This is a genomic window from Billgrantia campisalis (assembly GCF_022341425.1).
Taxonomy (GTDB): Bacteria; Pseudomonadota; Gammaproteobacteria; order Pseudomonadales; family Halomonadaceae; genus Halomonas; species Halomonas campisalis.
This window is the reverse complement of the sequence record NZ_JABFUC010000016.1, coordinates 38,632-65,267: the sequence shown is the minus strand read 5'-3', so window position 1 is coordinate 65,267 and position 26,636 is coordinate 38,632. Positions and strand designations below refer to the sequence as shown.

General features: G+C 69.2%; 24 protein-coding genes. 15 read left to right on the top strand and 9 right to left on the bottom strand.

Annotated elements, in window-relative coordinates:
- Nucleotides 1-79 precede the first annotated feature (79 nt).
- Together HOP52_RS17085 and HOP52_RS17080 are read right to left on the bottom strand one after the other, a co-directional pair.
- Nucleotides 80-643 carry a PIN domain-containing protein gene (locus HOP52_RS17085; RefSeq protein ID WP_238978610.1) on the bottom strand — a complete coding sequence of 188 codons (564 nt, stop codon included), beginning with the start codon at nt 641-643 and terminating at the stop codon, nt 80-82.
- Nucleotides 643-1,095 carry a helix-turn-helix domain-containing protein gene (locus tag HOP52_RS17080; RefSeq protein WP_238978609.1) on the bottom strand — a complete coding sequence of 151 codons (453 nt, stop codon included), beginning with the start codon at nt 1,093-1,095 and terminating at the stop codon, nt 643-645. The genes HOP52_RS17085 and HOP52_RS17080 overlap by 1 nt, the downstream gene beginning before the upstream one ends.
- Nucleotides 1,096-1,260: 165 nt before the next feature.
- Here HOP52_RS17080 and HOP52_RS17075 point away from each other — a divergent pair, with 165 nt between their 5' ends.
- The 3 genes from HOP52_RS17075 (at nt 1,261) to HOP52_RS17065 (ending at nt 4,914) form a co-directional block, all read left to right on the top strand.
- Nucleotides 1,261-2,442 (top strand): type I restriction endonuclease, encoded by a 1,182-nt coding sequence (locus tag HOP52_RS17075; RefSeq protein WP_238978608.1) that lies wholly within the window; start codon nt 1,261-1,263, stop codon nt 2,440-2,442.
- 256 nt (nt 2,443-2,698) lie between these two features.
- Nucleotides 2,699-3,421 (top strand): M48 family metallopeptidase, encoded by a 723-nt coding sequence (locus HOP52_RS17070; RefSeq protein WP_238978633.1) that lies wholly within the window; start codon nt 2,699-2,701, stop codon nt 3,419-3,421.
- Nucleotides 3,422-3,585: 164 nt separating this feature from the next.
- Complete coding sequence (locus HOP52_RS17065) at nt 3,586-4,914, top strand: sensor domain-containing diguanylate cyclase (RefSeq protein ID WP_238978607.1); 1,329 nt, start codon at nt 3,586-3,588, stop codon at nt 4,912-4,914.
- A gap of 6 nt (nt 4,915-4,920) precedes the next feature.
- Here HOP52_RS17065 and HOP52_RS17060 read toward each other — a convergent pair whose 3' ends face one another.
- From HOP52_RS17060 to HOP52_RS17050, 3 genes are all read right to left on the bottom strand, one after another.
- Complete coding sequence (locus HOP52_RS17060; RefSeq protein WP_238978606.1) at nt 4,921-5,370, bottom strand: universal stress protein; 450 nt, start codon at nt 5,368-5,370, stop codon at nt 4,921-4,923.
- A 107-nt stretch (nt 5,371-5,477) separates the two neighbouring features.
- Entirely contained in the window at nt 5,478-6,980 is a 1,503-nt protein-coding gene (locus tag HOP52_RS17055) for an SLC13 family permease (RefSeq protein WP_238978605.1), read from the bottom strand.
- 85 nt (nt 6,981-7,065) lie between these two features.
- Complete coding sequence (locus HOP52_RS17050) at nt 7,066-7,314, bottom strand: hypothetical protein (protein WP_238978604.1); 249 nt, start codon at nt 7,312-7,314, stop codon at nt 7,066-7,068.
- Between the two features lie 149 nt (nt 7,315-7,463).
- On the opposite strand from HOP52_RS17050, the gene HOP52_RS17045 reads away from it, so the two are divergent.
- Together HOP52_RS17045 and rapA are read left to right on the top strand one after the other, a co-directional pair.
- Nucleotides 7,464-8,264 (top strand): TlpA disulfide reductase family protein, encoded by an 801-nt coding sequence (locus HOP52_RS17045; protein ID WP_238978603.1) that lies wholly within the window; start codon nt 7,464-7,466, stop codon nt 8,262-8,264.
- Nucleotides 8,265-8,406: 142 nt separating this feature from the next.
- Nucleotides 8,407-11,370 carry an RNA polymerase-associated protein RapA gene (gene rapA, locus HOP52_RS17040; RefSeq protein WP_238978602.1) on the top strand — a complete coding sequence of 988 codons (2,964 nt, stop codon included), beginning with the start codon at nt 8,407-8,409 and terminating at the stop codon, nt 11,368-11,370.
- 132 nt (nt 11,371-11,502) lie between these two features.
- Here rapA and HOP52_RS17035 read toward each other — a convergent pair whose 3' ends face one another.
- Nucleotides 11,503-12,408, bottom strand: a complete 906-nt coding sequence (locus tag HOP52_RS17035; protein ID WP_238978601.1) for a TIGR01777 family oxidoreductase — start codon at nt 12,406-12,408, stop codon at nt 11,503-11,505.
- A gap of 104 nt (nt 12,409-12,512) precedes the next feature.
- On the opposite strand from HOP52_RS17035, the gene HOP52_RS17030 reads away from it, so the two are divergent.
- The 8 genes from HOP52_RS17030 to HOP52_RS16995 all read left to right on the top strand — a co-directional run bounded on the left by HOP52_RS17030 (nt 12,513) and on the right by HOP52_RS16995 (nt 20,819).
- Nucleotides 12,513-13,547, top strand: a complete 1,035-nt coding sequence (locus HOP52_RS17030; RefSeq protein WP_238978600.1) for an NAD(P)/FAD-dependent oxidoreductase — start codon at nt 12,513-12,515, stop codon at nt 13,545-13,547.
- A 163-nt stretch (nt 13,548-13,710) separates the two neighbouring features.
- Nucleotides 13,711-14,625, top strand: coding sequence for a MerR family transcriptional regulator (locus tag HOP52_RS17025; protein ID WP_275298261.1), 915 nt, complete (start codon nt 13,711-13,713; stop codon nt 14,623-14,625).
- Between the two features lie 45 nt (nt 14,626-14,670).
- On the top strand, nt 14,671-16,095 hold the full coding sequence (gene phrB / locus HOP52_RS17020; protein WP_238978599.1) for a deoxyribodipyrimidine photo-lyase: 1,425 nt from the start codon (nt 14,671-14,673) through the stop codon (nt 16,093-16,095).
- 30 nt (nt 16,096-16,125) lie between these two features.
- The gene (locus HOP52_RS17015) at nt 16,126-16,563 is read left to right on the top strand and encodes a nuclear transport factor 2 family protein (RefSeq protein ID WP_238978598.1); all 438 of its coding nucleotides are present in this window, start codon (nt 16,126-16,128) and stop codon (nt 16,561-16,563) included.
- Between the two features lie 59 nt (nt 16,564-16,622).
- Nucleotides 16,623-17,411, top strand: a complete 789-nt coding sequence (locus HOP52_RS17010) for an SDR family NAD(P)-dependent oxidoreductase (protein ID WP_238978597.1) — start codon at nt 16,623-16,625, stop codon at nt 17,409-17,411.
- Complete coding sequence (locus HOP52_RS17005; protein WP_238978596.1) at nt 17,408-18,757, top strand: NAD(P)/FAD-dependent oxidoreductase; 1,350 nt, start codon at nt 17,408-17,410, stop codon at nt 18,755-18,757. Before HOP52_RS17010 ends, HOP52_RS17005 begins: the two co-directional genes overlap by 4 nt.
- Nucleotides 18,754-19,545: a DUF1365 domain-containing protein gene (locus HOP52_RS17000; protein WP_238978595.1), complete on the top strand. Its 792-nt coding sequence runs from the start codon at nt 18,754-18,756 to the stop codon at nt 19,543-19,545. The genes HOP52_RS17005 and HOP52_RS17000 overlap by 4 nt, the downstream gene beginning before the upstream one ends.
- Entirely contained in the window at nt 19,542-20,819 is a 1,278-nt protein-coding gene (locus HOP52_RS16995; RefSeq protein ID WP_238978594.1) for an SAM-dependent methyltransferase, read from the top strand. The genes HOP52_RS17000 and HOP52_RS16995 overlap by 4 nt, the downstream gene beginning before the upstream one ends.
- A 195-nt stretch (nt 20,820-21,014) precedes the next feature.
- On the opposite strand, the gene HOP52_RS16990 is transcribed toward HOP52_RS16995, so the two are convergent.
- The gene (locus HOP52_RS16990; RefSeq protein WP_238978593.1) at nt 21,015-22,883 is read right to left on the bottom strand and encodes a putative bifunctional diguanylate cyclase/phosphodiesterase; all 1,869 of its coding nucleotides are present in this window, start codon (nt 22,881-22,883) and stop codon (nt 21,015-21,017) included.
- 245 nt (nt 22,884-23,128) lie between these two features.
- Here HOP52_RS16990 and fabA point away from each other — a divergent pair, with 245 nt between their 5' ends.
- A complete protein-coding gene (gene fabA / locus HOP52_RS16985) occupies nt 23,129-23,644 on the top strand; it encodes a 3-hydroxyacyl-[acyl-carrier-protein] dehydratase FabA (RefSeq protein WP_238978592.1) in 516 nt (171 codons plus the stop codon).
- Nucleotides 23,645-23,657: 13 nt separating this feature from the next.
- The gene (fabB, locus tag HOP52_RS16980) at nt 23,658-24,875 is read left to right on the top strand and encodes a beta-ketoacyl-ACP synthase I (RefSeq protein WP_238978591.1); all 1,218 of its coding nucleotides are present in this window, start codon (nt 23,658-23,660) and stop codon (nt 24,873-24,875) included.
- Between the two features lie 94 nt (nt 24,876-24,969).
- On the opposite strand, the gene HOP52_RS16975 is transcribed toward fabB, so the two are convergent.
- Entirely contained in the window at nt 24,970-25,734 is a 765-nt protein-coding gene (locus HOP52_RS16975; RefSeq protein WP_238978590.1) for a lysophospholipid acyltransferase family protein, read from the bottom strand.
- Nucleotides 25,731-26,618, bottom strand: coding sequence for a sugar nucleotide-binding protein (locus HOP52_RS16970; RefSeq protein WP_238978589.1), 888 nt, complete (start codon nt 26,616-26,618; stop codon nt 25,731-25,733). The genes HOP52_RS16975 and HOP52_RS16970 overlap by 4 nt, the downstream gene beginning before the upstream one ends.
- Between the last annotated feature and the right edge of the window lie 18 nt (nt 26,619-26,636).

The window sequence follows — 26,636 nt, the reverse complement described above, 5'->3', positions numbered from 1 at the left end:
CGCAGCAGCTCAACAATTTTGTTAGCGCTTTCCGCCCGCGGCTGAAGGCGATGGCCAAGTGACCCCGGTCTGCTAGCCGTTACAGCACATCGATGAACTCCCGCAGCCTATCCGCCGTGACGATCAGGCCACAGGCCGCCAGGGTATCGAGATACTCCTCGGCGCTTCTCGGCGGCTTGCGCAGGCTGGCGCGGTGTCGATGGACGGTCCTGAGTACCAGCCCCTCGTTCAGCTCGAACTGCTGCTCCAGGAAGGTGTCGGGATGGACGGCCTCGATACCGAAGCCGGCCAGGGTGTCGGCAGGGAAGTCCTTCAAGTTGAAGGTGACGATCAGCTGAGCACCGGCGCGAATGGCCGCGGCCAGCACATGACGGTCGTCAGGGTCGGGCAGCTCAAGCGCCTGGATCAGCGGTTCGTGCCCGGTGACCAGGGCATCCGGCACCGCTTGATTCATGAGCTCGACGGTTCGCGGTAGCGCCTCCGCCAGCTCGGGACGTTTCTTGAGCAGGTTGCGCGTCCACTCGTCGTGGATCTGCTCGGTCCAGCGTGCGGCGAACAGCCCCGTGGTAGCCAGGCGCATCAGCAGGTCCCGCAATGGCGCGGGGTAGAGCACACAGGCGTCGTAGACGACCACGAAGCGCATCAGTAGCCCATATTCAGGTCCTGAGCCTGGTCGGCCAGCTCCTGGAGGGCGGCCTCGGAGTCCTCTTCCTGCTGGCGCTTGTAGGCCAACAGGTCCTGCAGGCGAATCCGGCGGTGCGTGCCGACTCGGGTGAAGGGAATCGCGCCCTCCTCGAGCAACTTGACCAGATGCGGCCGCGAGACATTGAGCATGTTGGCGGCTTCCTGGGTCGTCACCTCGGCATGGGTCGGGAGAATGGTCACGGCATTGCCCTGGGCCATCTCGGTCAGCAGATCACGCAGCAGCACCAGCGCCTGGCGGGGCAGCACCAGGTCAGCCCCATCCAGCTTGATGTGCGCACGGTCGCTCTCCGGCCGCTCGCGGAGCAGCTGGCTCAGCTCGGTGGCACTGGCCCTGGCCAGGCGGGTGAGCTCGGCATCGTGGGGCACGGACTCCCGGGCGGTAGTGTTCATGGCATGACCTCCTGGCAGCCCCGGCTATTGCTGGTTGGCTACCGTCGTGTTGCATCGTTACCTTCCAGGCTATTCGAAACAAACAAAAGTCGCAATATCCGAAACGAGCTACCGGCCCATGGACTGGTATGCTCAGGGAAGTGAATTCACACAGGGAGCCACGCCATGGCAGGTCCCGAGTACAAGGACGTCGAGAAGCCCTTCATCGACCAGCTGGTGGGTCAGGGCTGGGAGTTCCTGGCCGGTTCACTGGACGATCCCGACGCCACCCACCGCGAGAGCTTCGCCCCTGTGGTGATGGAGCCCGTGCTGCGCCAGCGGCTGCGCAAGATCAACCTGCGCGCCGGCGAGCCCTGGCTCGACGAGGCGCGCCTGGACCAGGCCGTGGCGGCCATCACCCGCCTGCCGGCCAGCAGGGTGCTGGAGGCCAACCAGCAGGCCACCGATCTGCTGGTCAACGGCCTCACCGTGGAGGGGCTGGAGGGCTGGGACGGCGGCCGCGGCCAGACCCTGCGCTACATCGACTGGGAGGAGCCCGCCAACAACGTCTTCACCGTGGTCAACCAGTTCAAGGTGAAGTGCCCGCCCGGCCATGACTCGGCCAAGGGCCACGTGATCCCGGACCTGGTGCTCTTCGTCAACGGCATCCCGCTGGTGGTGGTGGAGTGCAAGAGCCGCAGCGTGCCGGAGGGCCTCAGCCAGGCGGTGGACCAGCTGCGGCGCTACCACGACCAGCGCTTCCTGGAGGGCGAGGTGGGCGAACATGAAGGCGCCCCGGCGCTGTTTGCCACCAGCCAGTTCCTGGTGGCCAGCAACTTCGATGAGGCCCGGGTGGGCACCATCGGCGCCCGCTTCGCCCACTACCTGAGCTGGAAGACCGTCGCCCCGCTGCGCGAGGCCGAAGTGGCCATCGACCTGGGCGTTGCCGATCTCTCCGCCCAGCAGCGGCTAGTGGCCGGCATGCTGACTAAAGCCAACCTGCTCGACATCGTGCGTCACTACACCCTGTTCATGAACGTCGGCGGCCAGACGATCAAGCTGGTGTGTCGCTACCAGCAGTTCCGTGGCGTGACCCGAGCTGTGGAGCGGCTGAAGAGTGGCAAGACCCGCCGCGAGGACGGCGAGGCCGACCGCCTACAGCGAGGAGGATATCGAGGGCGCCCTGCAGAGCCTCAAGGACGAGATCCCGCTGCTGCGCGACCGCCACCTGCGGGTCATCGACGTGCTACGCAGCCAGGGCGTGGACGACCTGGACGACACCGAGGAGGCGGTACAGGCCCTGGCCGACGAGCGGGTGCGCGCCGAGTTCGTGGTCAAGCTCAAGGAGTTCAACCGCGGCCTGGATGACGTGCTGCCCCGCCCCGAGGGGCTGGAGTTCGTCAACGACGCCAAGCGGCTCGCCTATATCCACGCCCTGGCGCGCAATCGCTACAAGGACACCCCGGAGCTCGGCCGCGACATCGGCAACAAGGTGCGCAAGCTGATCGACGACTACGTGATCTCGCTGGGCATCGACCCGCGCATCCCGCCGGTGCAGCTCACCGACGCCGAGTTCGACACGCACCTCGGCCGCCAGGTCGGCGACCGCGCCAAGGCCTCCGAGATGGAGCACGCCGTGCGCTCCCACGTGCGCAAGCACCTGGACGAGGACCCGGTGAAGTACGGCCGCCTCAGCGAGCGTCTGGAGGAGCTGCTCCAGCAGCTCGATGGCCAGTGGGCCGAGCAGGTGGAAGCGCTCAAGACGCTGATTCAGCAGCTGCGCGACTTCGTGATCGAGAAGCGGTTATGGATCTACCAGAAGCTGGCGCAGAAGGCCGAGCGCCGCCGGCGGCTGCCGCGCAAGGAGTACGTCAACGGGGAGGGCTTCCTCTACCTGGGGCGCAGCTACCGGCTGAAGTGCGTGCCCCGCGATACCCAGGAGGCCCCGCTCAAGCTCGCCGCCGGCCGCTTCCAGCTCCGCGAGGACGCGCTACCCGACGCCCGCAATCACTTCGTTCGCTGGTACAGCGCCCGCGCCACGGACTGGCTCACCGCCAAGGTGAAGGAGCACGCCCGGCGTATGGGGGTGGAGCCAGCCGGAGTGACGGTGCAGGACCTCGGCTATCGCTGGGGCTCCTGCGGCAAGGGCAACCGGGTCTACTTCCACTGGAAGACCATCCTGCTACCCCGCCATATCGCCGAGTACGTGCTCGTCCACGAACTGGTTCACCTGCGCGAGCCCCATCACACCCCCGCCTTCTGGCGCCGCCTGGAGCGCGCCATGCCGGACTACGAGCAGCGCAAGAGCTGGCTTGCCCGGCATGGGATCGAGGTGGAGGGGGGTTGACCTGCAGCGACACCTACGCCTTTAGCCTGGCCGGCCGCCGCGCCAGATGCCTGCGACCGGAAAAGGCGCTATGCTGCATGATCACGGTCAGTTCCCGACCCTGCATAAGCAGATCATTCAGTCGTGTCCAGCAAGAAGCTTGCCCTGCAACAAGGAGAGTGCTCGTGACGTCCGACGAGCTCGGCAACACCACCCCAGGAAGCGCGCTCGGCCACGCCACGGCCTTTGGCGCAGCCTGGCAAAGCGCCGATATCGACACCCTGCGCGCCAAGTTCTATCAGCTCTATATCGCCGTGGAGCAGAGTCCCGCGGCCACGGCGATCACCGACACCAGCGGTCGTATCGAGTACGTCAACCGGCGCTTCCTCGATGTCACCGGCTATCGCCGCGAGGAGCTGATCGGCAAGACCCCGGCCATGATCCAGTCGGGCATGACCCCGGCATCCGTCTACCACGATCTCTGGCAGTCGCTGCGACGCGGCGAGGTGTGGAAGGGGGAACTACTCAACCGCAAGAAGAACGGCGAGCTGTACTGGGAGGCCGAGGTGATCACGCCGGTCCGCAACGATGACGGCGAGATCGTCAATTTCGTGGCGGTGAAGGAGGACATCACCGAGCGCAAGCGCCAGGAAAACGAGCTGAAGCTGCTGGCCAGTGTCTTCGAAACCGGCCAGGCCACGCTGATCACCGATGCCGACATGCGCATCGAGAAGGTCAACCAGGCCTTCACCGACATCACCGGCTATCGCGCCGAGGAAGTCATCGGCGAGACCCCGCGGCTGTTCAAGTCCGGGTATCATGACAAAGACTTCTACGCGCGACTTTGGGAATCGGTGCTGACCACCGGCCACTGGCAGGGCGAGATATGGAACCGCAACAAGTACGGGGATATCTATCCGCTCTGGCAGTCGATCACCGCGGTCCACGACGAGCAGGGCAAGATTCGCAACTTCATCGCTGTGTTCCACAACATCAGCGAACGCAAGGAGATGGAGAACGAACTGGAGCGTCAGGCCACCCGCGACCACCTCACCGGGGCACACAACCGTCGCGCCTTCGACAGCGCGCTCCACCAGGCCATTCGCCAGGCGGAGCGCGGCGGCGACACCTTCTCGCTGCTGCTGTTCGACATCGACCACTTCAAGTCGGTGAACGACCGCCACGGACATGACGTTGGCGATGCCATCCTCAAGCGTCTGGCCAACAAGGTCAGCGCCAGCCTGCGCAGCACCGACCTGCTGGCCCGCTGGGGCGGGGAGGAGTTCACCATCCTGCTGCCAGACACCCCCCTCTCGGGGGCCGCCACCTACGCCGAGCGGCTGCGCCAGCAGATTGCCGATTCCCGCTTCCAGGGCCTGGCCATCACCGTCAGCCTCGGCATTACCCAGTACCAACCGGGGGATGACATGGACGGCATACTCGGCCGCGCCGATGACGCCCTCTACCGGGCCAAGCGGGCGGGGCGCAACACCCTGGTGCTGGCCGGCGAGTGACCCGCCTCAGGTCACGGTAATCACCGTGCAGTCGGCCCCGTGCGACACCCGATGGGACACACTGCCCACCACCATTCCCTTGAGGTCGCTCATGCCACGACTGCCCATGACGATGACATCGGCCCCCACTTCCTTGGCCTCCTGCAGAATGGCCCGGGCCGGGCGGCCCTCGCGTATCAGCTCCTTGACCTCCAGCCCCGACAGATCCACCGCCTGGCGCGCCTGATCGAGGACGCGGCGCGACTTCTCACGATTCTCGGCCGCGAGTTTCTCGCGCCGCTCTTCAGTCAAAGGGCCCTTGCTAGCCCCCATCAAGATGCCGATGTCGTCGGGATACTCGGTGACATGCAGCAGATGAATGGCGGCCGAGGAAGCCATGGCCATTTGCGCCGCCACGGCCAGGGCCTTCTCGGCATGCGTAGAGCCATCAATGGGTACGAGTATGGCGTGATTCATGTGCGATCTTGTCCTCTGGCGATGCGTTGAGACGCAGGCGCGCTGGGCGCCGTTCCCTGCTTTCAGACTAGCCGCTGCCTCCCAGAGGGCAACCCCGGCGGGCAGGCTCAGCGCGCCCAGCCGAAGCCCAGCACCGGCATTGCCAGGGCAAACACCACCAGGGTGATCACCACCACCCCGGCCAGGCTGACCAGGGCGCCGGCCCGCACCATGTCGATCACCCTCAGCTTGCCGCTGCCGAACACCACGGCGTTGGGGGGCGTGGCCACCGGCAGCATGAAGGCACAGCTCGCGGCCATGGCCACCGGCACCGACAGCAGCAGCGGGCTCGCCCCCAGGCTCACGGTCAGCGAGGCGGTCAGCGGCAGGATAGCCGCCGCCGTCGCGGTGTTGCTGGTCACGTGGCTCATCAGCATCACCACCAGCACCACCAGCGTCACCAGGGTCCACTGCGGCCAGTCGCCGAAGGCCGACAGCCCCTCGGCCACGGCGGCCGCCAGGCCGCTGCTCTCGATGGCGCTGCCCAGGCTCAGGCCACCCCCCACCAGGATCAGCACGCCCCAGGGCAGGTGGCGCGCGCTGTCCCAGTCGAGCAGGAACTGGCGGGACTGCCAGCGGGCGGGCGTCACGAACAGCAGCAGGGCGCCGATTACCGCGACTCCGGCATCGGTGAGCTCCAGCCCGGGCAGCAGCCCCTGCAGCAGCGGGCGAGTCACCCAGGCCACCGCCACCAGGGCGAAGATCATCGCTACCCGGCGCTCGGGGCCGGTCATGCGCCCCAGGTCATCGGCCTGCTCGCGCAGCAGCCCCTCGATTCCCGGCACGACATCCCGGGGCAGCGGGTAGACCAAGCGGGTGAGCAGCCACCAGGCCAGCGCCAGCAGCACCAGTGCCGGCGGCACCGCCAGCAGCATCCACTGGGCGAAGCCGATCTCGATGCCGTAGTTGTCGGCCATGAAACCGGCCAGCAGCGCGTTGGGCGGGGTGCCGATCAGCGTGCCCATGCCGCCGATATTGGCCGCCAGGGCGATGCCCAGCAGCAGCGTCAGTGCCATGTGCCGGCTGGCGCCGACCCCGCCCTGGCGCTCCAGCAGGCCCAGCACCGACAGGCCGATGGGCACCATCAGTGCCGCCGTGGCGGTATTGCTGACCCACATGCTGAGCCCGGCGGTGGCGATCATGAAGCCGCCCACCAGCTGATGCGGGCGATGCCCCGAGACCCGCAGCACCAGCATGGCGATGCGCCGGTGCAGGTTCCAGCGCTGGATGGCCTCGGCCAGCAGAAAGCCACCGAGGAACAGGAAGATCAGCGGATTGGCATAGGGCGCCGCCACCTCGGCGATGGGCGCCATGCCCATCAGCGGCAGCACCGCCACCGGCAGCAGCGCGGTCACCGCAATGGGCACCGGCTCGGCGACCCACCAGACCGCCATCCAGGCCGTCAGCGCCACTACCTGCCAGGCCGCCGGGGGCATCTGGGCCGGCGGCGCCGTGAGCATCACCAGCAGCGCCAGCAGCGGCCCCAACAGCAGCCCCGCCGCCAGCCGCCATCGCCGCCGCGCCTCGCGGCGAACCTCCTGCTGCGCGTCTTGCGGGTCGCTGTGCGTCATGCGCCCCCCCCCCTGTTTCATCGACACCCTGCCCCGGGGCTCGGCCCACGGCTGTCGACTCATCCCACCCCGACCTTGGTAAACGTCAAGGCGCGTCGTCGTCATCATCGGCGTCCGCCAGGCGACGGTCCAGCGCCTTGCGCGCCTTGTTGCGGCGATACAACCGCATCAGCGCCAGCACCAGGGCGCAGGCCACCATGAGCGCCAGGGTCAGCCCCTGCCAGGGGCGGGCGGCATTGCCCATCAGGGTTTCCAGGGTGATGATGAGGATGAAGCCCAGCGCCTGGCTGGCGATGGCCAGGGCGCGAAGGGTATCGTGAGGCTTGTTGACCATGAAGGGCTCCCGCCGGGTGGCAAACCTGCGCTTGAAAAGCCGGCCCTGTCGATGAACAGTAGGCATGCCTTTGCCGAAACGCTGTCGTAAGCGTGTGATTCTACCCGGTCCCGCCGCCGGCGCCGACCCCGCACCCCGGAGCTAACCCCATGGATGCCTTCGCCCTGGGCCCCGTGCTGATTTCCATTCCTCGCCTCTACGCCCTGGCCAGCGCGCTGCTGCTGCTCGCCGCCGCCTGGCTACTGCTGGGGCTTTCCAGTGGCGCCCGGGCGCGCTGGTTCAACGGCCTGATCCTGGCCTGGCTGGTCGGCGCCCGACTGGGTCACGTGGCCATGAATCTCGACGCCTACGCCGCCGCCCCGCTGGACGTGCTCAAGCTGTGGCTGCCGGGCTACCACGGCCTGTGGGGGCTGCTCGCCGCCCTGATCTGGACCGGCTGGACGCTGCGCGACCACCTGCTGCGGCTGATCGGCGCAATGGCGCTGACGGTGGGCGCCTCGGCGCTGTGGCTGGTGCTGGTGACCCTGGCCCCACTGGGCGGCGACATGGTGCTGCGCGAGCTGCCCGATATCGCTCTGGAGAACCTCGAGGGTGAGACGGTTCACCTCCAGGAGCTGCGCGGCGAACTGGTAGTGGTCAACCTGTGGGCCACCTGGTGTCCGCCCTGCGTGCGCGAGATGCCGCTGCTGGCCGAGGCCGACGCCCGCGACGGCGTCAGCGTGGTGGTGGTCAACCAGGGCGAGGACCTGCTGCAGGTGGTGCGCTACCTCGACGAACAGGAGCTGGCATTTCGCTACCCGCTGCTCGATCCCTATCAGGAGCTGATGATGATCATGGAGTCGCCCGGCCTGCCTACCACAGTGCTGTTCGACGCCGAGGGGCGCGCCGTGGAACGCCACGTGGGCGAGCTCTCCCGCGCCCAGCTCGACGGCTGGCTGCGCCGCCACTGAGCCTTGCCGCCTTAACATGCTCTGAGCGTCATCGCCACCCTTAAGCCGGGACGGGCTTTGCGTTAGAATCCCTCGCCCCGTTGCCGCCGGCGGCTCAATCGTCGGCGGTGTGCGCACCGTTTTCAGCATCCTCCGAGGCACCATGAGCGACTTTTCACCCGGCCAGCGCTGGATCAGCGACGGCGAGGCCGAGCTGGGTCTGGGCACCATCCTGAGCTGCGATGCGCGCAGCGTCACCGTGCTGTTCGGCGCCAGCCAGGAAACCCGCACCTACAGCAGCCGTCAGGCCCCGTTGACACGTGTCGCCTTCGGCAGCGGTGACCGCATCCAGTCCGCCGACGGCTGGCAGATGCGGGTCGACGACAGCAAGGAGGTGGGCGGCCTGATCGTCTATATCGGCGAGGACGACCAGGGCGAGCTCACCGAGCTGCCCGAGGCCAAGCTGGCCGACACCATGCAGTTCGACCAGGCCCGCGACCGACTGCTCACCGGTCAGGTGGACCGCAACGACTGGTTCGACCTGCGCTTTCGCACCCTGCACCATTTCCACCGCATCGAGCAGAACCCGGCGCTGGGCCTGGCCGGGCCGCGTATCGACCTGATCCCCCATCAGCTCTATATCGCCGACGAGGTGTCGCGACGCCACGCTCCCCGGGTGCTGCTGGCCGACGAGGTGGGCCTGGGCAAGACCATCGAGGCGGGACTGATCCTGCACCGCCTGCTGCTCACCGGTCGCGCCGAGCGGGCGCTGATCCTGGTGCCGGCGAGCCTCTGCCACCAGTGGCTGGTGGAGCTGCTGCGCCGCTTCGCCCTGGAGGTGACCCTGCTCGACGAACAGCAGAGCCAGGCCCACGGCGCGGCCAACCCCTTCGAGGCCGGCCAGCTCATTCTGGCCAGCCAGGACTGGCTGTTCGCCAATCCCCACCGCCAGGCCCAGGCGCTGGCCTGCGCCTGGGACCTGCTGATCGTCGACGAGGCCCACCACCTGGACTGGAGCGAGGAGCAGGCGGGACCCGGCTACGCCTGCGTGGGGCGCCTGGCCGCCGAGATCGACGGCGTACTGCTGCTCACCGCCACCCCGGAGCAGATGGGCCTCACGAGCCATTTCGCGCGGCTGCGCCTGCTCGACCCGGACCGCTACCACAGCCTCGAGCGCTTCCGCGAGGAGGAGCAGGGCTATGTGCAGGTGGCCGAGGCGATCGATGCCCTGGAGCGACTGCCCGGCTCGTCGACCGGCGGCGATGACGCCGACCGAGAGCGGGTCGCCGCGGTGATCGACGAACCCGACAGCCTGGCGCTGCTCGACACCCTGGCCAACCCCGAGGCCGGTGACTCCCAGCACGCCGCCGCCCGCAGCCAGCTGCGCGAGGCGCTGCTCGACCGCCACGGCACCGGCCGGGTGATGTTTCGCAACAGCCGCCGCCATGTGGGCGGCTTTCCGGAGCGTCGCCTGCACCTGGCCCCGCTGGCGCTGCCCTCGCCCTACCGTCGGGTGCTGCGCAAGCTCGAGCGCGACGAGGACTACCTCGACGAGCTGCTGATCGAGACCGGCCTCGACCACCCGGACGTGCTGATCTATCCCGACGCCATGTACCAGGCGCTGACCGACGACCCCTTGAACGAAGAGCCCTGGTGGCAGTTCGACCCCCGGGTCAGCTGGCTGCTCGAGCGACTCGCGGACGACGGCGAGCAGGGCTTCGCCAACGACAAGGTGCTGGTGATCGCCCACGGCCGCGACACCGCCCAGGGCCTGGCCGAGGCGCTGCGGGTGCTCGGCGGCTTCCATGCGCCGGTGTTCCACGAAGGCCTCTCGCTGGTGGAGCGCGACCGCGCCGCGGCGGCCTTCGCCGATGACGAGGATGGCTGCCGGGCGCTGATCTGCTCGGAGATCGGCTCCGAGGGGCGCAACTTCCAGTTCTGCCGCCACCTGGTGATGTTCGACCTGCCCCAGCATCCCGACCAGCTGGAGCAGCGCATCGGGCGGCTCGACCGGATCGGCCAGCGCCATGCCATCGAGATTCATGTGCCGGTGCTGGAAGGCAGCCCCGGCGAGCGGCTGCTGCGCTGGTACCGCGAGGGCATGGAGGCCTTCAGCGCCCCTCACGGCGAGGGCAACGCCCTGTTCGACGCCTTCGGCGACGCCCTGGCCGAGGCACTGCTCGACGACGAGAGCCTCGACGAGCTGATCGCCGAGACACGCGCCCTGTTCGACAGCCGGCTGGCCGAGCGCGACGCCGGCCGCAACCGGCTGCTGGAGCTCAATGCCTGCCGCCCCGGGCGGGCCGAGGCGGTGGCCGACGCCATCCGCGAGCTGGACGAGGACCGGGCGCTGCCGCGCTACCTGGACCAAGCGCTGGATATCTTCGGCGTCGACGGCCAGGAGCTCGGCGGCGGCCTGCTGCACCTGCAGCCGAGCCCGCAGATGCTCGACGGCCTGCCCGGCCTGGTGAAGGGCGAGGACGGCTTCACCGCCACTCTGTCACGGTCGCGCGCGCTGGCCCGCGACGACGTCCAGCGTCTCTCCTGGGAGCACCCGCTGCTGCGCGAGATGATGGGCCGTATCCTCGACGGCACCATGGGCAACACCGCCCTGGCGCTGCTCAAGCACCCGGCGATTCCTGCCGGCCGGATCATGACCGAGCTGGTGTTTCGCACCCACTGCCCGGCGCCCCGGCGGCTGCACGTCAACCGCTTCCTGCCGCCCACCGCGGTGCGGGTGCTGCTCGACGAATCCGGCGCCGTGCTCACCGACAAGATCTCCTTCACGGGGCTTTCGAAGAACCTGCAGAAGGTCAAGAAGGCCATGGCCCGGGATCTGATCCGCAGCCGCCATGACCGGCTGCGCGAGCTGCTCACCCAGGGCGAGCTGGAGGCCGACCGCGAGCTGCCGAGCATCGTCGAGGCCGCCCAGGTGCGCATGCGCGAGTCGCTGGACGGTGAGCTGGCCCGCCTCACGGCGCTGGCACGGCTCAACCCCGCCGTGCGCGAGGAGGAGCTCGAGGCCCTGCGCCACGAGCGGGCCGAGCTCGACGCCGCCATCGACGGCACCCGTTTGCGCCTGGATGCGGTGCGGGTGATCGTGACGGTGGGAGAAGAGGCAAGGTGATCCGGGACTGGTCCGGCGACAGGCCTACTAGGAGGCGCTGTGAACCCCTCCCTGGGCGCTACATTTGCCTTCCATGGCAAATGACCTCCTCTTCGGCCTGCCTCCGGCGTCCCGCCACATTGGCAAGGTGGTTCAACCCAGGATATCGGCCAGCGCCGCCTCGAGCGTCTCGAACTTGAACTGAAAGCCCGCCCCCTGGAGGCGCTTGGGGCGCATGTCGGCGCCGGTCAGCAGCAGCCGCGCCATCTCGCCGAAGGCGGTTTCCAGGACGATGGCCGGTACCGGCAGCACCGCCGGCCGCTTGAGCTGCTTCGCCAGGGTGCGCGCGAACTCGGCGTTGCGCACCGGATGCGGCGCGCTGCCGTTGACCGGCCCCTCCAGCTCATCATGCTCGAGCAGAAAGCAGATCGCCCGCACCAGATCCTCACGGTGGATCCAGGGCATGAACTGCCTGCCGTCACCGAAGCGCCCGCCGAGCCCCAGCTTGAACGGCGGCAGCATCTTCTGCAGGCTGCCGCCGCCGGCATCCAGCACCAGGCCGAGACGCAGCAGCACCACCCGGGTGCCGAATTCCGTCGCCTCCCGGGCGGTGTCCTCCCAGCGCTTGCACAGCCGATGGGCGAACTCGTCATGGGGCGGGGTCTCCTCGGTGACCTCGGTGTCGCCCTGGTCGCCGTAGTAGCCCATCGCCGAGCCCGAGACCATCACCTGCGGCGCCCGGCCGCCGGTCTGCTTGAGCTGTTCGCAGAGGATCACCAGGTCGCGGGTGATATTGACCCGCGAGTCGATCAGCCGCTTCTTCTGATTGTCGCTCCAGCGCCGGCCGGCGATGGACTCGCCGGCCAGGTTGACGATCGCATCGGGGGGCGAGTCGACGAAATCCAGCACCGAGCGGCGCAGATCGGCCCCCTTGGGAAGCCGACTGCGCACGGCTTCCGGGTCGCGGGACACCACCAGCAGCCGGTGCCCCGCCTCATTGAGGCGCTGACACAGCCGCTGCCCGACGAACCCACTGCCTCCGGTAATCAGCACTCGCATCCCGAACTCCTCCCTGGCATCGTTGATCGTGAAAATGCTGGTTATACAACCGTTGTACGCTTCTGCTAGTCTAGCGGAAAAGCCGCTTCTCTGCGTGAGGCCCCATGACCCAGACGGCCCCCTGTTCCACCGCCATCATCGGCGCCGGCATCGCCGGCCTGGCCTGTGCCCGGGCCCTCCACTCGGCCGGCTGGCCAGTGACGCTGTTCGAAAAGTCCCGCGGCCCTGGCGGACGTCTGGCAACCCGGCGCCTGGCGGAGGCCAGCCTGGACATCGGCGCTCAGTTCTTCAGCGTAAGAGACGAACGCTTCCAGCGCGAAGTCGAGCGCTGGCGGCGTGACGGGCAGATAGCGCCCTGGCCCCAGCGAGTCTGGCGGGTCGAGGCCGGGCAGTGGCACCGCCACCATGACGGCCGCACCCGCTATATCGGCACCCCGCGCATGAGCGCCCTCACTCGCCATCTGGCCGAGGGGCTAACGCTGCAGGTCGATACGCGCATCGTCCAGCTGGCCCGGGACAGCGCCGGCTGGTGGCTGCACGACCACGGCGGCCATCGCCACGGCCCCTACGACCAGGTAGTGGTGAGCGCCCCGACGCCCCAGGCCGAGTCTCTGGTGGCGGCCCACGAGGCGTCGCTCGGCGAGGCCTGCCGCCGGGTGATCCAGCGCCCCTGCTGGGCGGCCTGGGCGCGCCTCGCGGCACCGCTGCCGCGCCTGCCCGGCGTGCCCCAGGACTGGCAGGCGGCCATGCCGGCCGAGGGCCCGCTGCGCTTCGTGGCCCGCAACGACAGCAAGCCCGGGCGCGCGGAACAGGGTGAGAGCCTGACCCTGCTGGCCAGGCTGCCCTGGAGCCAGGAGCACCTGGAGGCCGACGCCGCCTGGGTGGTGGCCGCGCTGCTCGACGCCCTGCGCACGGCCCTGCCCGACGGGGTGGAGCTCCCCGCCCCCAGCGAAACGGGGGCCCACCGCTGGCGCTATGCCCAACCCGACGTCTTCGCCAGCGGCGAGGCGATCAACCGCGACTACCGGCGCGGGGCCGGCGGCCTGGCGCTGTGCGGCGACGGCTGGCGCGGCCCCCGCGTCGAGGATGCCTGGCTCTCGGGCTACCACCTCGGCCAGGCGCTGATCAACGGCAACTGACGCCGCCAGCCGGTGAATACTCGGCCGGCGACCACGCCCAGGCGGCACTTGTACAGCGCCTGAGTGGTGTACAATATCGCGATATCCAAGGGCGATACCGCCCGCACCCAGGCGACGACAGGCGGAGGCGTTCGGTCCCGCCCAACCAGGAGGCAAATGCAGCATGACCGACAAGGCGACCCACCCGGCCGACACGCCGCTGTACCCGATACGCGAGGTGTCCCGACTCACCGGTGTCAACTCGGTCACCCTGCGCGCCTGGGAGCGCCGCTACGGGCTGATCTGCCCGCAGCGCACCCCCAAGGGCCATCGCCTTTACGCCCGGGAGGACATCGAGCGGGTCGAGCGCATCCTGCAGTGGCTCAACCGCGGCGTGCCGGTCAGCCAGGTCAAGGACCTGCTCGACCAGCCGGAGGTCGCCCCCGCCCCCGAGCCGGCATCCGGCGACTGGTCGAGCCAGCGCCGCCAGCTGATCACGGCGGTGGAAGCCCTGGACCTGGCCCGCCTGGAGGCCCTGTTCAACCAGGGCCTGGCCCTCTACCCGGTGACCACCTGCCTGGTCGAGCTGTGGCAGCCGGCCGTGCGCGAGCTGGAGGAGCAGTGGGACGACCAGCTCGGCGCCACCCTGCAGCGCCGATGCCTGGAAGCCTTCCTGCGCACCCGCATCGGCACCCGGCTCTATCACGCCAACCTGGCGAGCCAGGGGCCACGGCTGCTGCTTACCCCGCTGCCCGACGACCCGGGACCGCTGTGGCTGCTGCTGGCGGCCCTGGCCGCCAGCGACGCCGGCTACCATATCCAGCTGTTCGATGCCCCCCTGCCCCTCGGCGAACTGCCGCTGGCGGCGGAGCGACTGCGGGCCTCGGCCCTGCTGCTGGCCAGCGGACGCGCCGAACGCGCCGACCTGATCCGCCGCCAGCTGCCGCGCCTGGCGGAGCAGTTGGAGGTACCGCTGGCGCTGTGCGGGCCGGTGGCACGGATCCGCCACAGCGACCTGAAGGCCAGCCAGGTGGCGCTGCTCGGCGATGACCTGCCCCAGGCCATCGCCCAGCTTGGCCCGCTACTGCGAGAGGCGTGACACCGCTCCACGCCACCCCATCACCGCCGCGCCCGAGGAGCCGCTATGCCTCCCGTTCTGATGTGGTTTCGCAGCGACCTGCGCCTCGCCGACAACGCCGCCCTGGCCGCCGCCGCGAGACAGGGGCCGGTGGTGGCGGTCTTCCTGCGCTGCCTGCCCCACTGGCGGCGCCACGGCCACGGCGCCAACAAGCTGGACTTCTGGCACCGCGGGGTGGCGGCGCTGGGCGAGGCCCTGGCCGGGCTCAATATCCCGCTGCTGCACCGCGACCTCAACGACTTCGCCCAGGCCCCGGCGGCGCTGCTGGCCATCGCCCGGGAGCTCGGCGCCGCGGGGCTGCATTTCAACCACGAGTACCCCCTGGATGAGGTCACCCGCGACCGCGCCGTGGTCGAGGCCTTTCAGGGGGCGGGGCTCGGCGCCTGGGGCCACCACGACCGCGTGGCCTTCGCCCCCGGCGAGCTGCTGACCGGCAAGGGCGACGTCTACGGTGTCTTCACCCCCTTCAGCCGCGCCTGGCATCGCCGGCTGAGTGGCGAACGGCTGGCGCTGCACGACACCCCCGCCCCCCAGGCGCACCTGCCCATAGCCGCCGATGCACTGCCCGCGCTGCCCGCGCTGCCCGCGCTGGAGGACACCCCCATCGACGGCCGCCAGTGGCCCGCCGGCGAGGGCCCGGCCGCCGACCGGCTCGAGCGCTTCCTGCGCTTTCGCGCCCGCCACTACGCCGAGCAGCGCGATATGCCGGCGATCCGCGGCACCAGTGAGCTCTCTCCCTACCTGGCGCTGGGCATGCTCTCCCATCGCCAGTGCCTGCAGGCGGTGCTGACCGAGAACAACGGCCGCCTGACCGAGGGCGACCCCGGCCTCGCCGCCTGGGTCAACGAGCTGGTATGGCGCGAGTTCTACCAGCACATCGCCTTCGGCTTCCCTCGGGTGTGTCGCCACCGCGCCTTTCAGGTCCACACCGAGCGGCTCGCCTGGCGCGACGACGAGGCCGGCTTTGCCGCCTGGTGCGAGGGCCGCACCGGCTACCCGATCGTCGATGCCGCCATGCGCCAGCTGGTGGCCACCGGCTGGATGCATAACCGGCTGCGCATGATCACCGCCATGTTTCTCGCCAAGCACCTGCTGATCGACTGGCGCCGCGGCGAGGCCTTCTTCCTGCGCCACCTGGTGGACGGCGAATTCTGCGCCAACAACGGCGGCTGGCAGTGGGCCGCCTCCACCGGCACCGATGCCGCTCCCTATTTCCGCATCTTCAACCCCACCACCCAGTCGCGGCGCTTCGACCCCAACGGCCGCTTCCTCGCCGAGTGGTTGCCCGAACTGGCCGCGCTGCCGGCGAAGGCGCGCCACGCCCCACCCCGCGACCGGCTGCGCGAGCTTGGCTATCCGCCGCCGATCGTCGATCACAGGGCGGCCCGGACCCGCGCCCTGGACGCCTTCGCGTCACTCAAGGCCGGCTGACACCCACCCCCACGTCGAGAGCGACTCCCCATGGACCAGGACCCGCACCTGGAAGCCTTCTGCGGCTTCTTCAATAATCTTGACAAGAGCTGTACAGAAGAGCTCTACAGGTTCTATACTTCCGACGTCGTGTTTATCGACCCGCTCCACCGAATTGAGGGAACAGAGGCGCTGGAACGCTACTTCGCCAGCCTGTACGAGAATGTGACGGCGTGTCGATTCCGCTTCCATGAACGGCAGCGCCTCGGCGATACCGCCTTCGCCACCTGGACCCTGCACCTGACCCACCCGCGACTGGCAAAGGGGCGTGAGATACAGGTCGAGGGCTGTTCCCGGCTGCGCTTCGCCGCCGACGGCAGCGGCAAGGTGGCCTGCCACCGCGACTACTTCGATGTCGGCGCCCTGCTCTATGAGCGCCTGCCGCTGCTCGGCGGGGTGATTCGACAGTTGAAACGACGATTCGGCTAGTGCGGCCAGGGTGGCCGCCAGCAAACCGGCGGAACGCCCGCCACTGAACTGGAGGCTGCATGTCCTCACCCGTCCCCCAACGTGTCTGGTTGACCGGCGCCACCTCCGGCATCGGTCGCACCCTGGCCCGGCGCCTGCTGGAACAGGGCCACCGGGTCGCCCTCAGCGCACGGGGAGAGCGCGAGCTGGCGGCGCTCGCCGCGGAATTCGACAACGCCCTACCGCTGCCGCTGGACGTGACCGACCGGCAGGCCGTCGCCCGTGCCGGCGAGCGACTCGCCGAGGCCTTCGGCGGCCTCGACCTGGCGCTGCTCAACGCCGGCACCTGCGAATACCTGGAGGCCCAGGACTTCGACGTCGAGCTGGTGGAGCGGGTCTTCGCCGTCAACTTCTTCGGCGCCACCTACTGCCTCGAGGCGGCCCTGCCGCTGCTGCGCCGGGCCCGCACCGAGGGCATGCGACCGCTGCTCGCCGCCACCTCCAGCGCCGCGGCCTATCTGCCGCTGCCCCGCGCCGAGGCCTACGGCGCCTCCAAGGCGGCGCTCAGCCACTTTCTCGAGTCGCTGCGACTGGACCTCCACGCCGAGGGCATCGACGTGAGCCTGATCCACCCCGGCTTCGTCGAGACCCCGTTGACCGCGCGCAACGATTTCCCCATGCCCATGCGCATCCCGGCCGACGCGGCGGCAGAGGCCATTCTCACCGGGCTGGCAAAGCGCCGGCTGGACATCCACTTTCCCCGTCGCTTCACACTGCCGCTGCGACTGCTCGGCATTCTGCCCCCCGGGCTGCGCCTGCGGCTCGGCCGGCGCCTGTCCCGCTCACCGGCCACGGAGGCCCACCCATGAACGCGCCCTGCCTTCCCCTGCGCCACCAGCCGGAGCCCCCCCAGCGCATCGCCGTGGTGGGCAGCGGCATCAGCGGCATGGCGGCCGCCTGGTACCTGAGCCCCCGCCATGAGGTCACGCTGTTCGAGGCCGGCCAACGACTGGGCGGCCACACCGCCACCGTCGACGTCGAACTCGACGGCCGGCACTACGCCATCGACACCGGGTTCATCGTCTTCAACGACTGGACCTACCCCCACTTCCAGCGCCTGATGGCGCGGCTGGGGGTGGCCAGCCAGCCCACCGAGATGAGCTTCTCGGTACACCAGACCGACCGCGACTTCGAGTACAACGGCCACACCCTGGCGACCCTGTTCGCCCAGCGTCGCAACCTGCTGCGCCCGGCCTTCTACCGCCTGCTGGCCGATATCCTGCGCTTCAACCGTCGTGCCGTACGCGACCTGGACGAGGAGCGCCTGGACGCCGCCACCACCCTGGGCGACTACCTGGCGAGCGGCGGCTACGGCCATGCCTTCCAGACCCGCTACCTGCTGCCCATGGGGGCCGCCATCTGGTCGGCCAGCCTCCACGACCTGCGCGCCTTCCCGGCACTGTTCTTCCTGCGCTTCTTCCGCCACCACGGCCTGCTGTCGGTCAGCGACCGCCCCCAGTGGCACACCCTGGTCGGCGGCTCGCGGGCCTATGTGCCGGCGCTGACCGCCCCCTACGCCGAGCGCATCCGCCTGGCCACCCCGGTCACCGGCCTGCGCCGCGAGGTTACCGGTGTCTCGCTGCGCACGCCGCGAGGCATCGAGACCTTCGATCAGGTGGTGCTGGCCTGTCACGCCGACCAGGCGCTGGCGCTGCTCGATGACGCCACCCCGAGCGAACGCGAGATTCTCGGCGCGCTGCCCTACCGCGACAACGACGTGGTGCTGCATACCGACACCCGCCTGCTGCCCCGCCGCCGCCGTGCCTGGGCGAGCTGGAACTACCGCCTCGACGGCCGCGGCGAAAGCGCCCGGGTCTCGGTGACCTACGACATGAACATCCTGCAGCGCCTCGACGCCCCGCACACCTTCTGCGTGACGCTCAACGACAGCGCCGCCATCGACCCGACCAGGGTGCTGGGCCGCTTCCGCTACGCCCACCCCCAGTTCACCCTGGCCGGTCATGCCGCCCAGGCTCGCCACGGCGAGATCTCGGGTGGCGCTGGCCGGACCCACTTCTGCGGCGCCTACTGGCGCAACGGCTTCCACGAGGACGGGGTATGGAGCGCGCTGCGGGTGGCCCGGGCCCTGGGCTGCGACGAAGCGCTGCCGCCACGGACCGCCCCCGCCGGGGCAGCGCTGGAGACCACGCCATGAGCGATACGCCCCGCTCACGCATCTATCGCGGGACGCTGCGCCATCGTCGCTTCCTGCCCCGTGAGCACGCCTTTCGCTACGGGGTCTGGATGGCCTGGCTGGACCTCGACGAGCTGCCCGCACTGTTCGACGGGGTGCCCGGCTTCAGCGCCCGGCGCCCGGCCTTGGCCCGCTTTCGCCGCGAGGACCATCTCAAAGACCAGTCGGCGTCCCACGACCGGCCGCTGGCCGACGTGGCCCGTGACGCCGTGGCTCGCCAGCTGGGTAGCGCCCCCGCTGGGCGCGTTTGCCTGCTGACCCAGCTGCGCACCCTGGGCAGCGGCTTCAACCCGGTATCGTTCTACTACCTCCACGATCACCAGGGGGCGCTGCGAGCCCTGCTCGCCGAGGTCACCAACACCCCCTGGGGCGAGCGTGTCCGCTACGCCTGCGCGGTGGAGCCGAGCCGGCACCGCCACGAAGCGACATTCGCCAAGGCAATGCATGTCTCCCCCTTCAACCCCATGGACATGGCCTACCGCTGGCGCTTCAACACCCCCGGCGAGCGGCTGCTGATGCACATGGAGACCTGGCAGGGCGAGGCCTGCCACTTCGACGCCACCCTGACCCTGACCGCCCGCCCGGCGACCCGCCGGGTGCTGCTGAGCACCCTGGCCCGCCAGCCCTGGATGAACCTCAAGAGCCGCGCCGCCATCCACCTCGAGGCGCTGCGTCTGTGGGCCAAGGGGGTTCCGATCCACGACCACCCCGGCCCCGCCCCGAGATCCCGTAAGGAGGGTTCATCGTGAACACCCTGCGCTCTGCTAGCACCACCCGCCCCCTGGCGGAAGAGACCGACCGCCTCACCCGCTGGCTGCGACCCCGGCTGCTGGCCCAGCTGCAGCGTCTGGAGGGGGGCAGGATCACCCTGATCGAGGGTAGCCGGTGCTACCATCTGGGCCAGGATGGCCCGCTACGGGTGACGCTGGTGGTGCGCCGCCCCCGGGCCTGGCGACGCCTGGCGCTGGGCGGCAGCGTGGGGGCCGCCGAGGCCTATATCGACGGCGACTGGGACGCCGACGACCTGGTGGCGCTGATCCGGCTGTTCGCCCTCAACCTCGAGCGGGTCAACGGCGAGCTGGAAAACGGCACCGCGCGGGTCGGCCGCTGGCTGCTCGGCGCGTTCAACGCCCTGCGGCGCAATACGCGGCGCGGCGCACGGCGCCATATCGCGGCCCACTACGACATCGGCAACGAGCTGTTCGCCACCTTTCTCGACGGCGAGCATCGCATGTACTCCAGCGCCCTCTTCCCGCATGCCGAGGCGAGCCTGGAGGAGGCCTCCACCCATAAGCTCGAGGTGATGCTGGAGGCACTGGACGTTCGCCCCGAACACCATCTGCTGGAGATCGGCACCGGCTGGGGCGGGCTGGCCATCCATGCGGCGAAGACCCGGGGCTGCCGGGTCACCACCACCACCATCTCCGCCGAGCAGCACGAGCATGTCGCCCGGCGTATCGAGGAGGAGGGACTGGGCGAGCGCATCACCCTACTGCGGCAGGACTATCGGGAGCTCCAAGGACGCTTCGATCGACTGATCTCGGTGGAGATGGTCGAGGCGGTGGGCCATCAGTACCTGGACACCTACCTGGCCACGCTCGACCGGCTGCTGACCGACGACGGCCTGGCCATGCTGCAGGCGATCACCATTCGCGACCAGCGCTTCGAGGCGGCCAAGCGGGAGATGGACTTTATCAAGCGCCATGTCTTTCCCGGGGGCTTTCTGCCTTCCCACCGCGCTCTGCTCGACGGCCTGGCCCGGCGCACCTCGCTCAATGTGCTGGCCCTGGACGAGATCGGCCCCCATTACGCGCGCACCCTGCGCGAGTGGCGCCACCGCTTCGAGGCGAGCCTCGAGCGGGTCCGCCGACTCGGCTACGACGAGCGTTTCATTCGCCTGTGGCGCTACTACCTCTGCTACTGCGAGGGAGGCTTTGCCGAGCGCACCATCGGCACCTGCCAGCTGCTGCTGGCCAAGCCGGGGGCGCGGCCAGCGCCGCGGCTAGGAGCCTGTCGGATTTGACCGATCGTCGCGAGAGATTTGGATTTCGAGACAAGTTTATCGATCTGATGAGGCGAATAGCCCGCTATTTAACGAAGCAGATCGAATGAAATTGGCCGAAAGACCGGATCTCGCAGTAGGTCAGCGTTAAGTCCGGCAGGCTCCTAGGCCAACCATGACGAGTGGAAAGAGTGGACGGCCAGCCATGAGGAGCGCTCAGGGGGTCGATTCGGAGTGCAGCGCGCCCGGCGACGGCTGGGCGCCACCTGCGGCCTGCTGCCACTGCGCTTCCAGTGCCTGGGCCGAGACCGGCCGCGAGTAGAAAAAGCCCTGCACCAGCGCACAGCCGGCATCGCGCAGGAAGCTCAGTTGCCCCTCGGTCTCCACGCCCTCCGCCACCACGTCCATGGCCAGGCCCCGGGCCATGGCCAGTACCGCGCCGACGATGGCGGCATCGGCGGTGTCGCTGGGCAGCGAGCGGATAAAAGCACGGTCGAGCTTGATCTTGTCCAGCGGCAGGCGCTTGAGATAGCTCAGCGACGAATAGCCGGTACCGAAGTCGTCGATGGCGATCCGGTGGCCACTCTCGCGCAGGGCTTCGAGCCGCGGCACGATATCCCCGGCCCGCTCATCGAGCAGCACCGACTCGGTCAACTCCAGGCCCAGCTGTTCGGCGGGGATGCCGTGGCGGGCCAGTCCCGAGGAGAGCGCCGACTCCAGCTCGCCCTGGAACATCTGGATCGCCGAGATATTGATCCACACCGGCAGCTGAGGAAGCCCCAGCTCACGCCAACGCGCCATCTGTCCCAGCGCCTCGTCGATGACCCAGTTACCCAGCTGGCCCATCAGGCCGTGGCGTTCGGCAAGGGGAATGAAGTCGCCCGGTGAGACCATGCCGTGCTCCGGATGACGCCAGCGCAGCAGCGCCTCCATGCCCACCACCGTGCCATCCGCGGTGCGATGCTGGGTCTGGTAGTGGAGTTCCAGCTGATCGCCGTTGGCCAGGGCGTCGCGTAGGGAATAGACCAGCGCCATGTGCGGGCTGTCCTGAACATCCAAGGCGGGGCGAAAGCGCTGGCTGACGTTGCGGCCGTGGCGCTTGGCCGAGTAGAGCGCCGATTCCAGGCGCTGGAACAGAACGCCCGACTCGCGACCGTCCTCTGGCGCCCGGCAGCTGCCGATGGACAGCCCCAGGCGCAGCGAGCGGCTGCCGATCTCGAAGGGCTCCCCCAGATGCGCCCGCAGGCCTTCGACCCACTTGTCGTGGTCGTCGAAGGTGGTGGTGCGGATCACCAGGAACTCATCGCCGCCCAGGCGCCCCACCACGCCGCCGGCCGAGTGCCCCGCCAGCCGCTGGCCGAAGCGGGCCAGCAGGCGGTCGCCCTGCTCGACGCCGAGGCTGTCATTGACCGACTTGAAGCCATCGATGTCGATGATGGCGATATCCAGACTCTCGCCGGCGCGCAGGTGGCGCAGGCGCGAGGTCATCAGGTCGTGCAGCCGACGCCGGTTGGGCAGCCCGGTCAGCGGATCCTCGAAGCCGATGCGCCGCAGGTCCTGCTCGCGGGCCTTGTGGACCGAGATATCGGTGAAGGTGCCGACATAGTGGCGGGTGCGGCCGTGGGCGTCGGTGATCGCCTTGATGCGCAGCCACTCGGGGTATTCGTCGCCCTGCTTGCGCCGGCTCCAGATCTCGCCTTCCCAGCGCCCCTTGCTCTCCAGGGCCTGCCAGTAGCGCTTGAAGAAGGCCGCGTCATGCCGGGCGGCCACCAGGTTGCTGGCATTGAGGCCGCGCACCTCCTCCTCGGTAAACCCGGTGATGCGGGTGAAGGCCGGGTTGACCGCCAGGATGCGATGCTTGGCGTCGGTGATCTGCACCCCCTCTTCGGAGAGCATCAGCGCCTGCTGCATCAGGTCGGCATGCTGTCGGTCGCGCCGCAGCTGGCGCCAGGTATCGGCGAGCCCCAAGGCGACGACGCCCACTGCCACCAGCCGCAGCCCCGGGCCGGGCAGCCAGATGCAGGCCGGCAGGGCGGCCAGGGCGGCCCAGGTCAGGGGACGGTTGAGGGTCGAAGCAGACAGCATGTCAGGTTCCGCGGTGACGGGCGCAAGAAAGAGGAGTGGCGTCGACTAGCCGCCTGTTGAGAGACTATCGACCCGCTGGCACTACACTTTAATCTCTCGGGGGCGGCGCGTCATGCCCGGCGTGCATTCGTCGGCCGCGGCCAGTAGACTAGGCGGGGCCGCCCGGGCTAGGGGCGCCGCCATGATGACGACGCGCCCGCCATGCCCGCGGGAGGCCCACAAAAACTGCGACTCGGAACGACCCAGTGACCAAGCAACACTCCTTCGAACGCGAAGAACTGCTGGCATGCAGCCGCGGTGAACTGTTCGGCCCCGGCAATGCCCAGCTGCCGGCCCCCAACATGCTGATGCTCGATCGCATCACGCGAATCTATGAAGACGGCGGGGATCACGGCAAAGGCGAGCTGATCGCCGAGCTGGATATCACCCCCGACCTCTGGTTCTTCGACTGCCACTTCCCCGGCGACCCGGTGATGCCCGGCTGCCTGGGGCTGGACGCCATGTGGCAGCTGGTGGGCTTCTACCTGGGCTGGCTCGGCCATCCCGGCCGTGGTCGTGCACTGGGCTGCGGTGAGGTCAAGTTCACCGGCCAGATCCTGCCCGACGCCAAGAAGGTCACCTACAAGATCGACATCAAGCGCATCATCACCCGGCGCCTGATCCTCGGCATTGCCGACGGCACCGTGTCCGTCGACGGTCGCGACATCTACCAGGCCACCGATCTGCGCGTCGGCCTGTTCACTTCTACCGCGAACTTCTGATCAGGAGGCTCCCATGCGACGAGTGGTAGTCACTGGACTGGGCATCGTGTCCTGCCTGGGTAATGACCGCGACGCGGTCACCGAGGCCCTCAAGGCGGGGCGCTCGGGCATTCGCTTCAAGGATGAGTACGCCGAGCGCGGCTTCAGAAGCCAGGTAGCCGGCGTCGTGGACATCGACCTCGACGAGCTGGTCGACCGCAAGCTGCGCCGCTTCATGGGCGACGCCGCGGCCTACGCCTATGTCTCCATGGCCCAGGCCATCGAGGACGCGGGCCTGACCCCGGAGATGGTCTCCAATGAGCGCACCGGTCTGATCGCCGGCTCCGGCGGCGCCTCCAGCGCCAACCAGGTGGAGGCCGCCGACGTCATGCGCGAGAAGGGCCTGCGCCGGGTCGGCCCCTACCGGGTCACCCGCACCATGGGCAGCACCGTCTCCGCCTGCCTGGCCACGCCGTTCAAGATCAAGGGGGTCAACTACTCGATCTCCTCGGCCTGCGCCACCTCCGCCCACTGCATCGGCAGCGCCATGGAGCAGATCCAGATGGGCAAGCAGGACGTGGTCTTCGCCGGCGGCGGCGAGGAGGAACACTGGACCCTCTCCTGTTTGTTCGACGCCATGGGCGCCCTCTCCACCCACTACAACGAGATTCCGGAGAAGGCGTCGCGCCCCTATGACAAGGCCCGCGACGGCTTCGTCATCGCCGGCGGCGGCGGCATGCTGGTGCTCGAGGAGCTGGAGCACGCCAGGGCGCGCGGCGCGAAGATCTACGCCGAGGTGGTCGGCTACGGCGCCACGTCCGACGGGCACGACATGGTCGCACCCTCGGGCGAGGGGGCGGTGCGCTGCATGCGCCAGGCCCTGGCCGGCATCGACGGCAAGATCGACTACATCAACACCCACGGCACCTCCACCCCGGTGGGCGACGTGGCCGAGCTCACCGCCATTCGCGAGGTCTTCGGCGACACCACCCCGGCCATGAGCTCCACCAAGTCGCTCACCGGCCACTCCCTGGGCGCCACCGGGGTGCAGGAGGCGATCTACTCGCTGCTGATGATGGAGAACGACTTCATCGCCGCCTCGGCCAACGTCGAGGAGCTCGACGACCAGGCCAGCGGCTTCGATATCGTGACCCAGCGTCGCGACGGCGTAGCCATCGAGCGGGTGCTCTCCAACAGCTTCGGCTTCGGCGGCACCAACGCCTGCCTGGTGCTCCAGCGCTACCGCGACTGAGTTTTTGTCGCCCCCTGAAAAAAGGCGTCCGCTGAGCGGACGCCTTTTTTCGTGACCCGGCTTTCCCAGCCTGGCTTGTTGGCCTGTGGCTTGCCTACGCGGAGCGTACCCTCTGCGGGCGGTCAGGCGCAGGCGCCCCGGGCCTCGGCACCTCGGAGATCTCGGCCAGGCGCGCCTCGATCCACGCCTCCACCTCGGCCAGCACCTCGTCGGCGCTGCGCCCCTGGGTGGCGATCGGCTCGCCCACCACCACGTTCAGGGTCCCCGGGTTCTTGACCCAGTGGCGCCCCGGCCAGCGCTCGCCGGCGTTGTGGGCCACCGGCAGCACCGGCACCCCGGCCCGGCAGGCGATCACCGCGCCGCTCTTGTTGTAGCGCCGCCGCTGCCCCGGCGCCACCCGCGTTCCCTCGGGGAAGATCAGCACCGAGAGCCCCTCCTGCAGGCGCGCCACGCCCTGGGCCAGTACCTGACGCATGGCCCGCGCCGGCTTCGAGCGGTCCAGGGCGATGGGGTGCAGCAGCCGCAGCCCCCAGCCGAACAGCGGGATGCGCAGCAGCTCCTGCTTGAGCACCGTGCACACCGGCGGCTTGAGGATCTGCAGGTAGAGGGTCTCCCATTCGCACTGGTGGTTGGCGAGTATCACGCAGGGCCCTTCGGGCAGGTGCTCCCGCCCCCGGATGTGGTAGCGAACGCCGCAGGTCCAGCGAAACCAGGCCGTCACGAAATGGTTATAGAGATTAAGCAGGCGGTAGCGAGCCGGCAGCGGCAGCAGCGGCGCCACCGGCAGGAAGAGCCCGCCGCAGACCAGGATGGCCAGGAAATAGCCCAGATAGAAGAGCAGGCTGCGAATCACGTTCATGAGCGAGCGTCACCCTCCGCCAGCGGCGGACGACGCGCCTGGCACCACTCGTCGAGCATGCGCCCCACCTCCAGCCGCCAGGGTTTCTGGTGCACCCCGAAGGCCTCCAGCACCCGGCGGCAATTGAGCACGCGGCGCAGCGGCTGGTCATGGTGGTGCTTGAGTGCCTTGACTTCGCCCAGGGTCGCCGGCTTCCCCAGGCCCTCGAGCCGCGTGGCGAGCTGGGTGCGCACCAGGGAAGTAAAGGTGTAGGCGCTGACCGGCTCGGTGCCGGCCAGGTGGTAGGCCCCCCAGGCGCTCGAGCCGCAGGCCAGCTGGTGCAGCATGCCCACCAGCGCCATGGCCACGGCGTCCGCCGACGTGGGGCAGAAGATCACATCCTGGGCGGCCCGCACGTTATCGCCGGCGATCAGGCAGTCGATGACGTCACTGAGCCAGGCGTGCCCGCCCTCAAGGGCGAACAGCGGCCCCAGTCGCACAATCAGGTGGCGAGGGTGGCCGCTGCGAATGCGGTCGCCGATAGCGATCAGCCGCCGCAGGCTTTCGTCGCGCGGTGCGGGAATCACGTGCTCGTCGATGGGCGTGTCGAAGCCATCCTGATAGAGCTGGTCGGAAACGCACCACACCAGCGGCGTATCGGTTTCCCGGCAGGCCGCCAGGCAGGCGTCGACGCCATGGCCATGGGCCACCACCGCCGCCGGCTCGATATCCATGGGGCCGGACAGCGGCGGAATGATCACCGCGTCCGGCGCCAGCTCGCGTAGCCGCTCGGCATCGATCTCCAGGCCGGCCTCGATCACCAGCTCGGTATCGCTGCGCCGATGCGCCACCCGGGCCAGGGCCAGGTTCAGGCAGTGCCCGGCATCCAGTATCAACAGCTTCACGCCAGACCCTCCGACAGG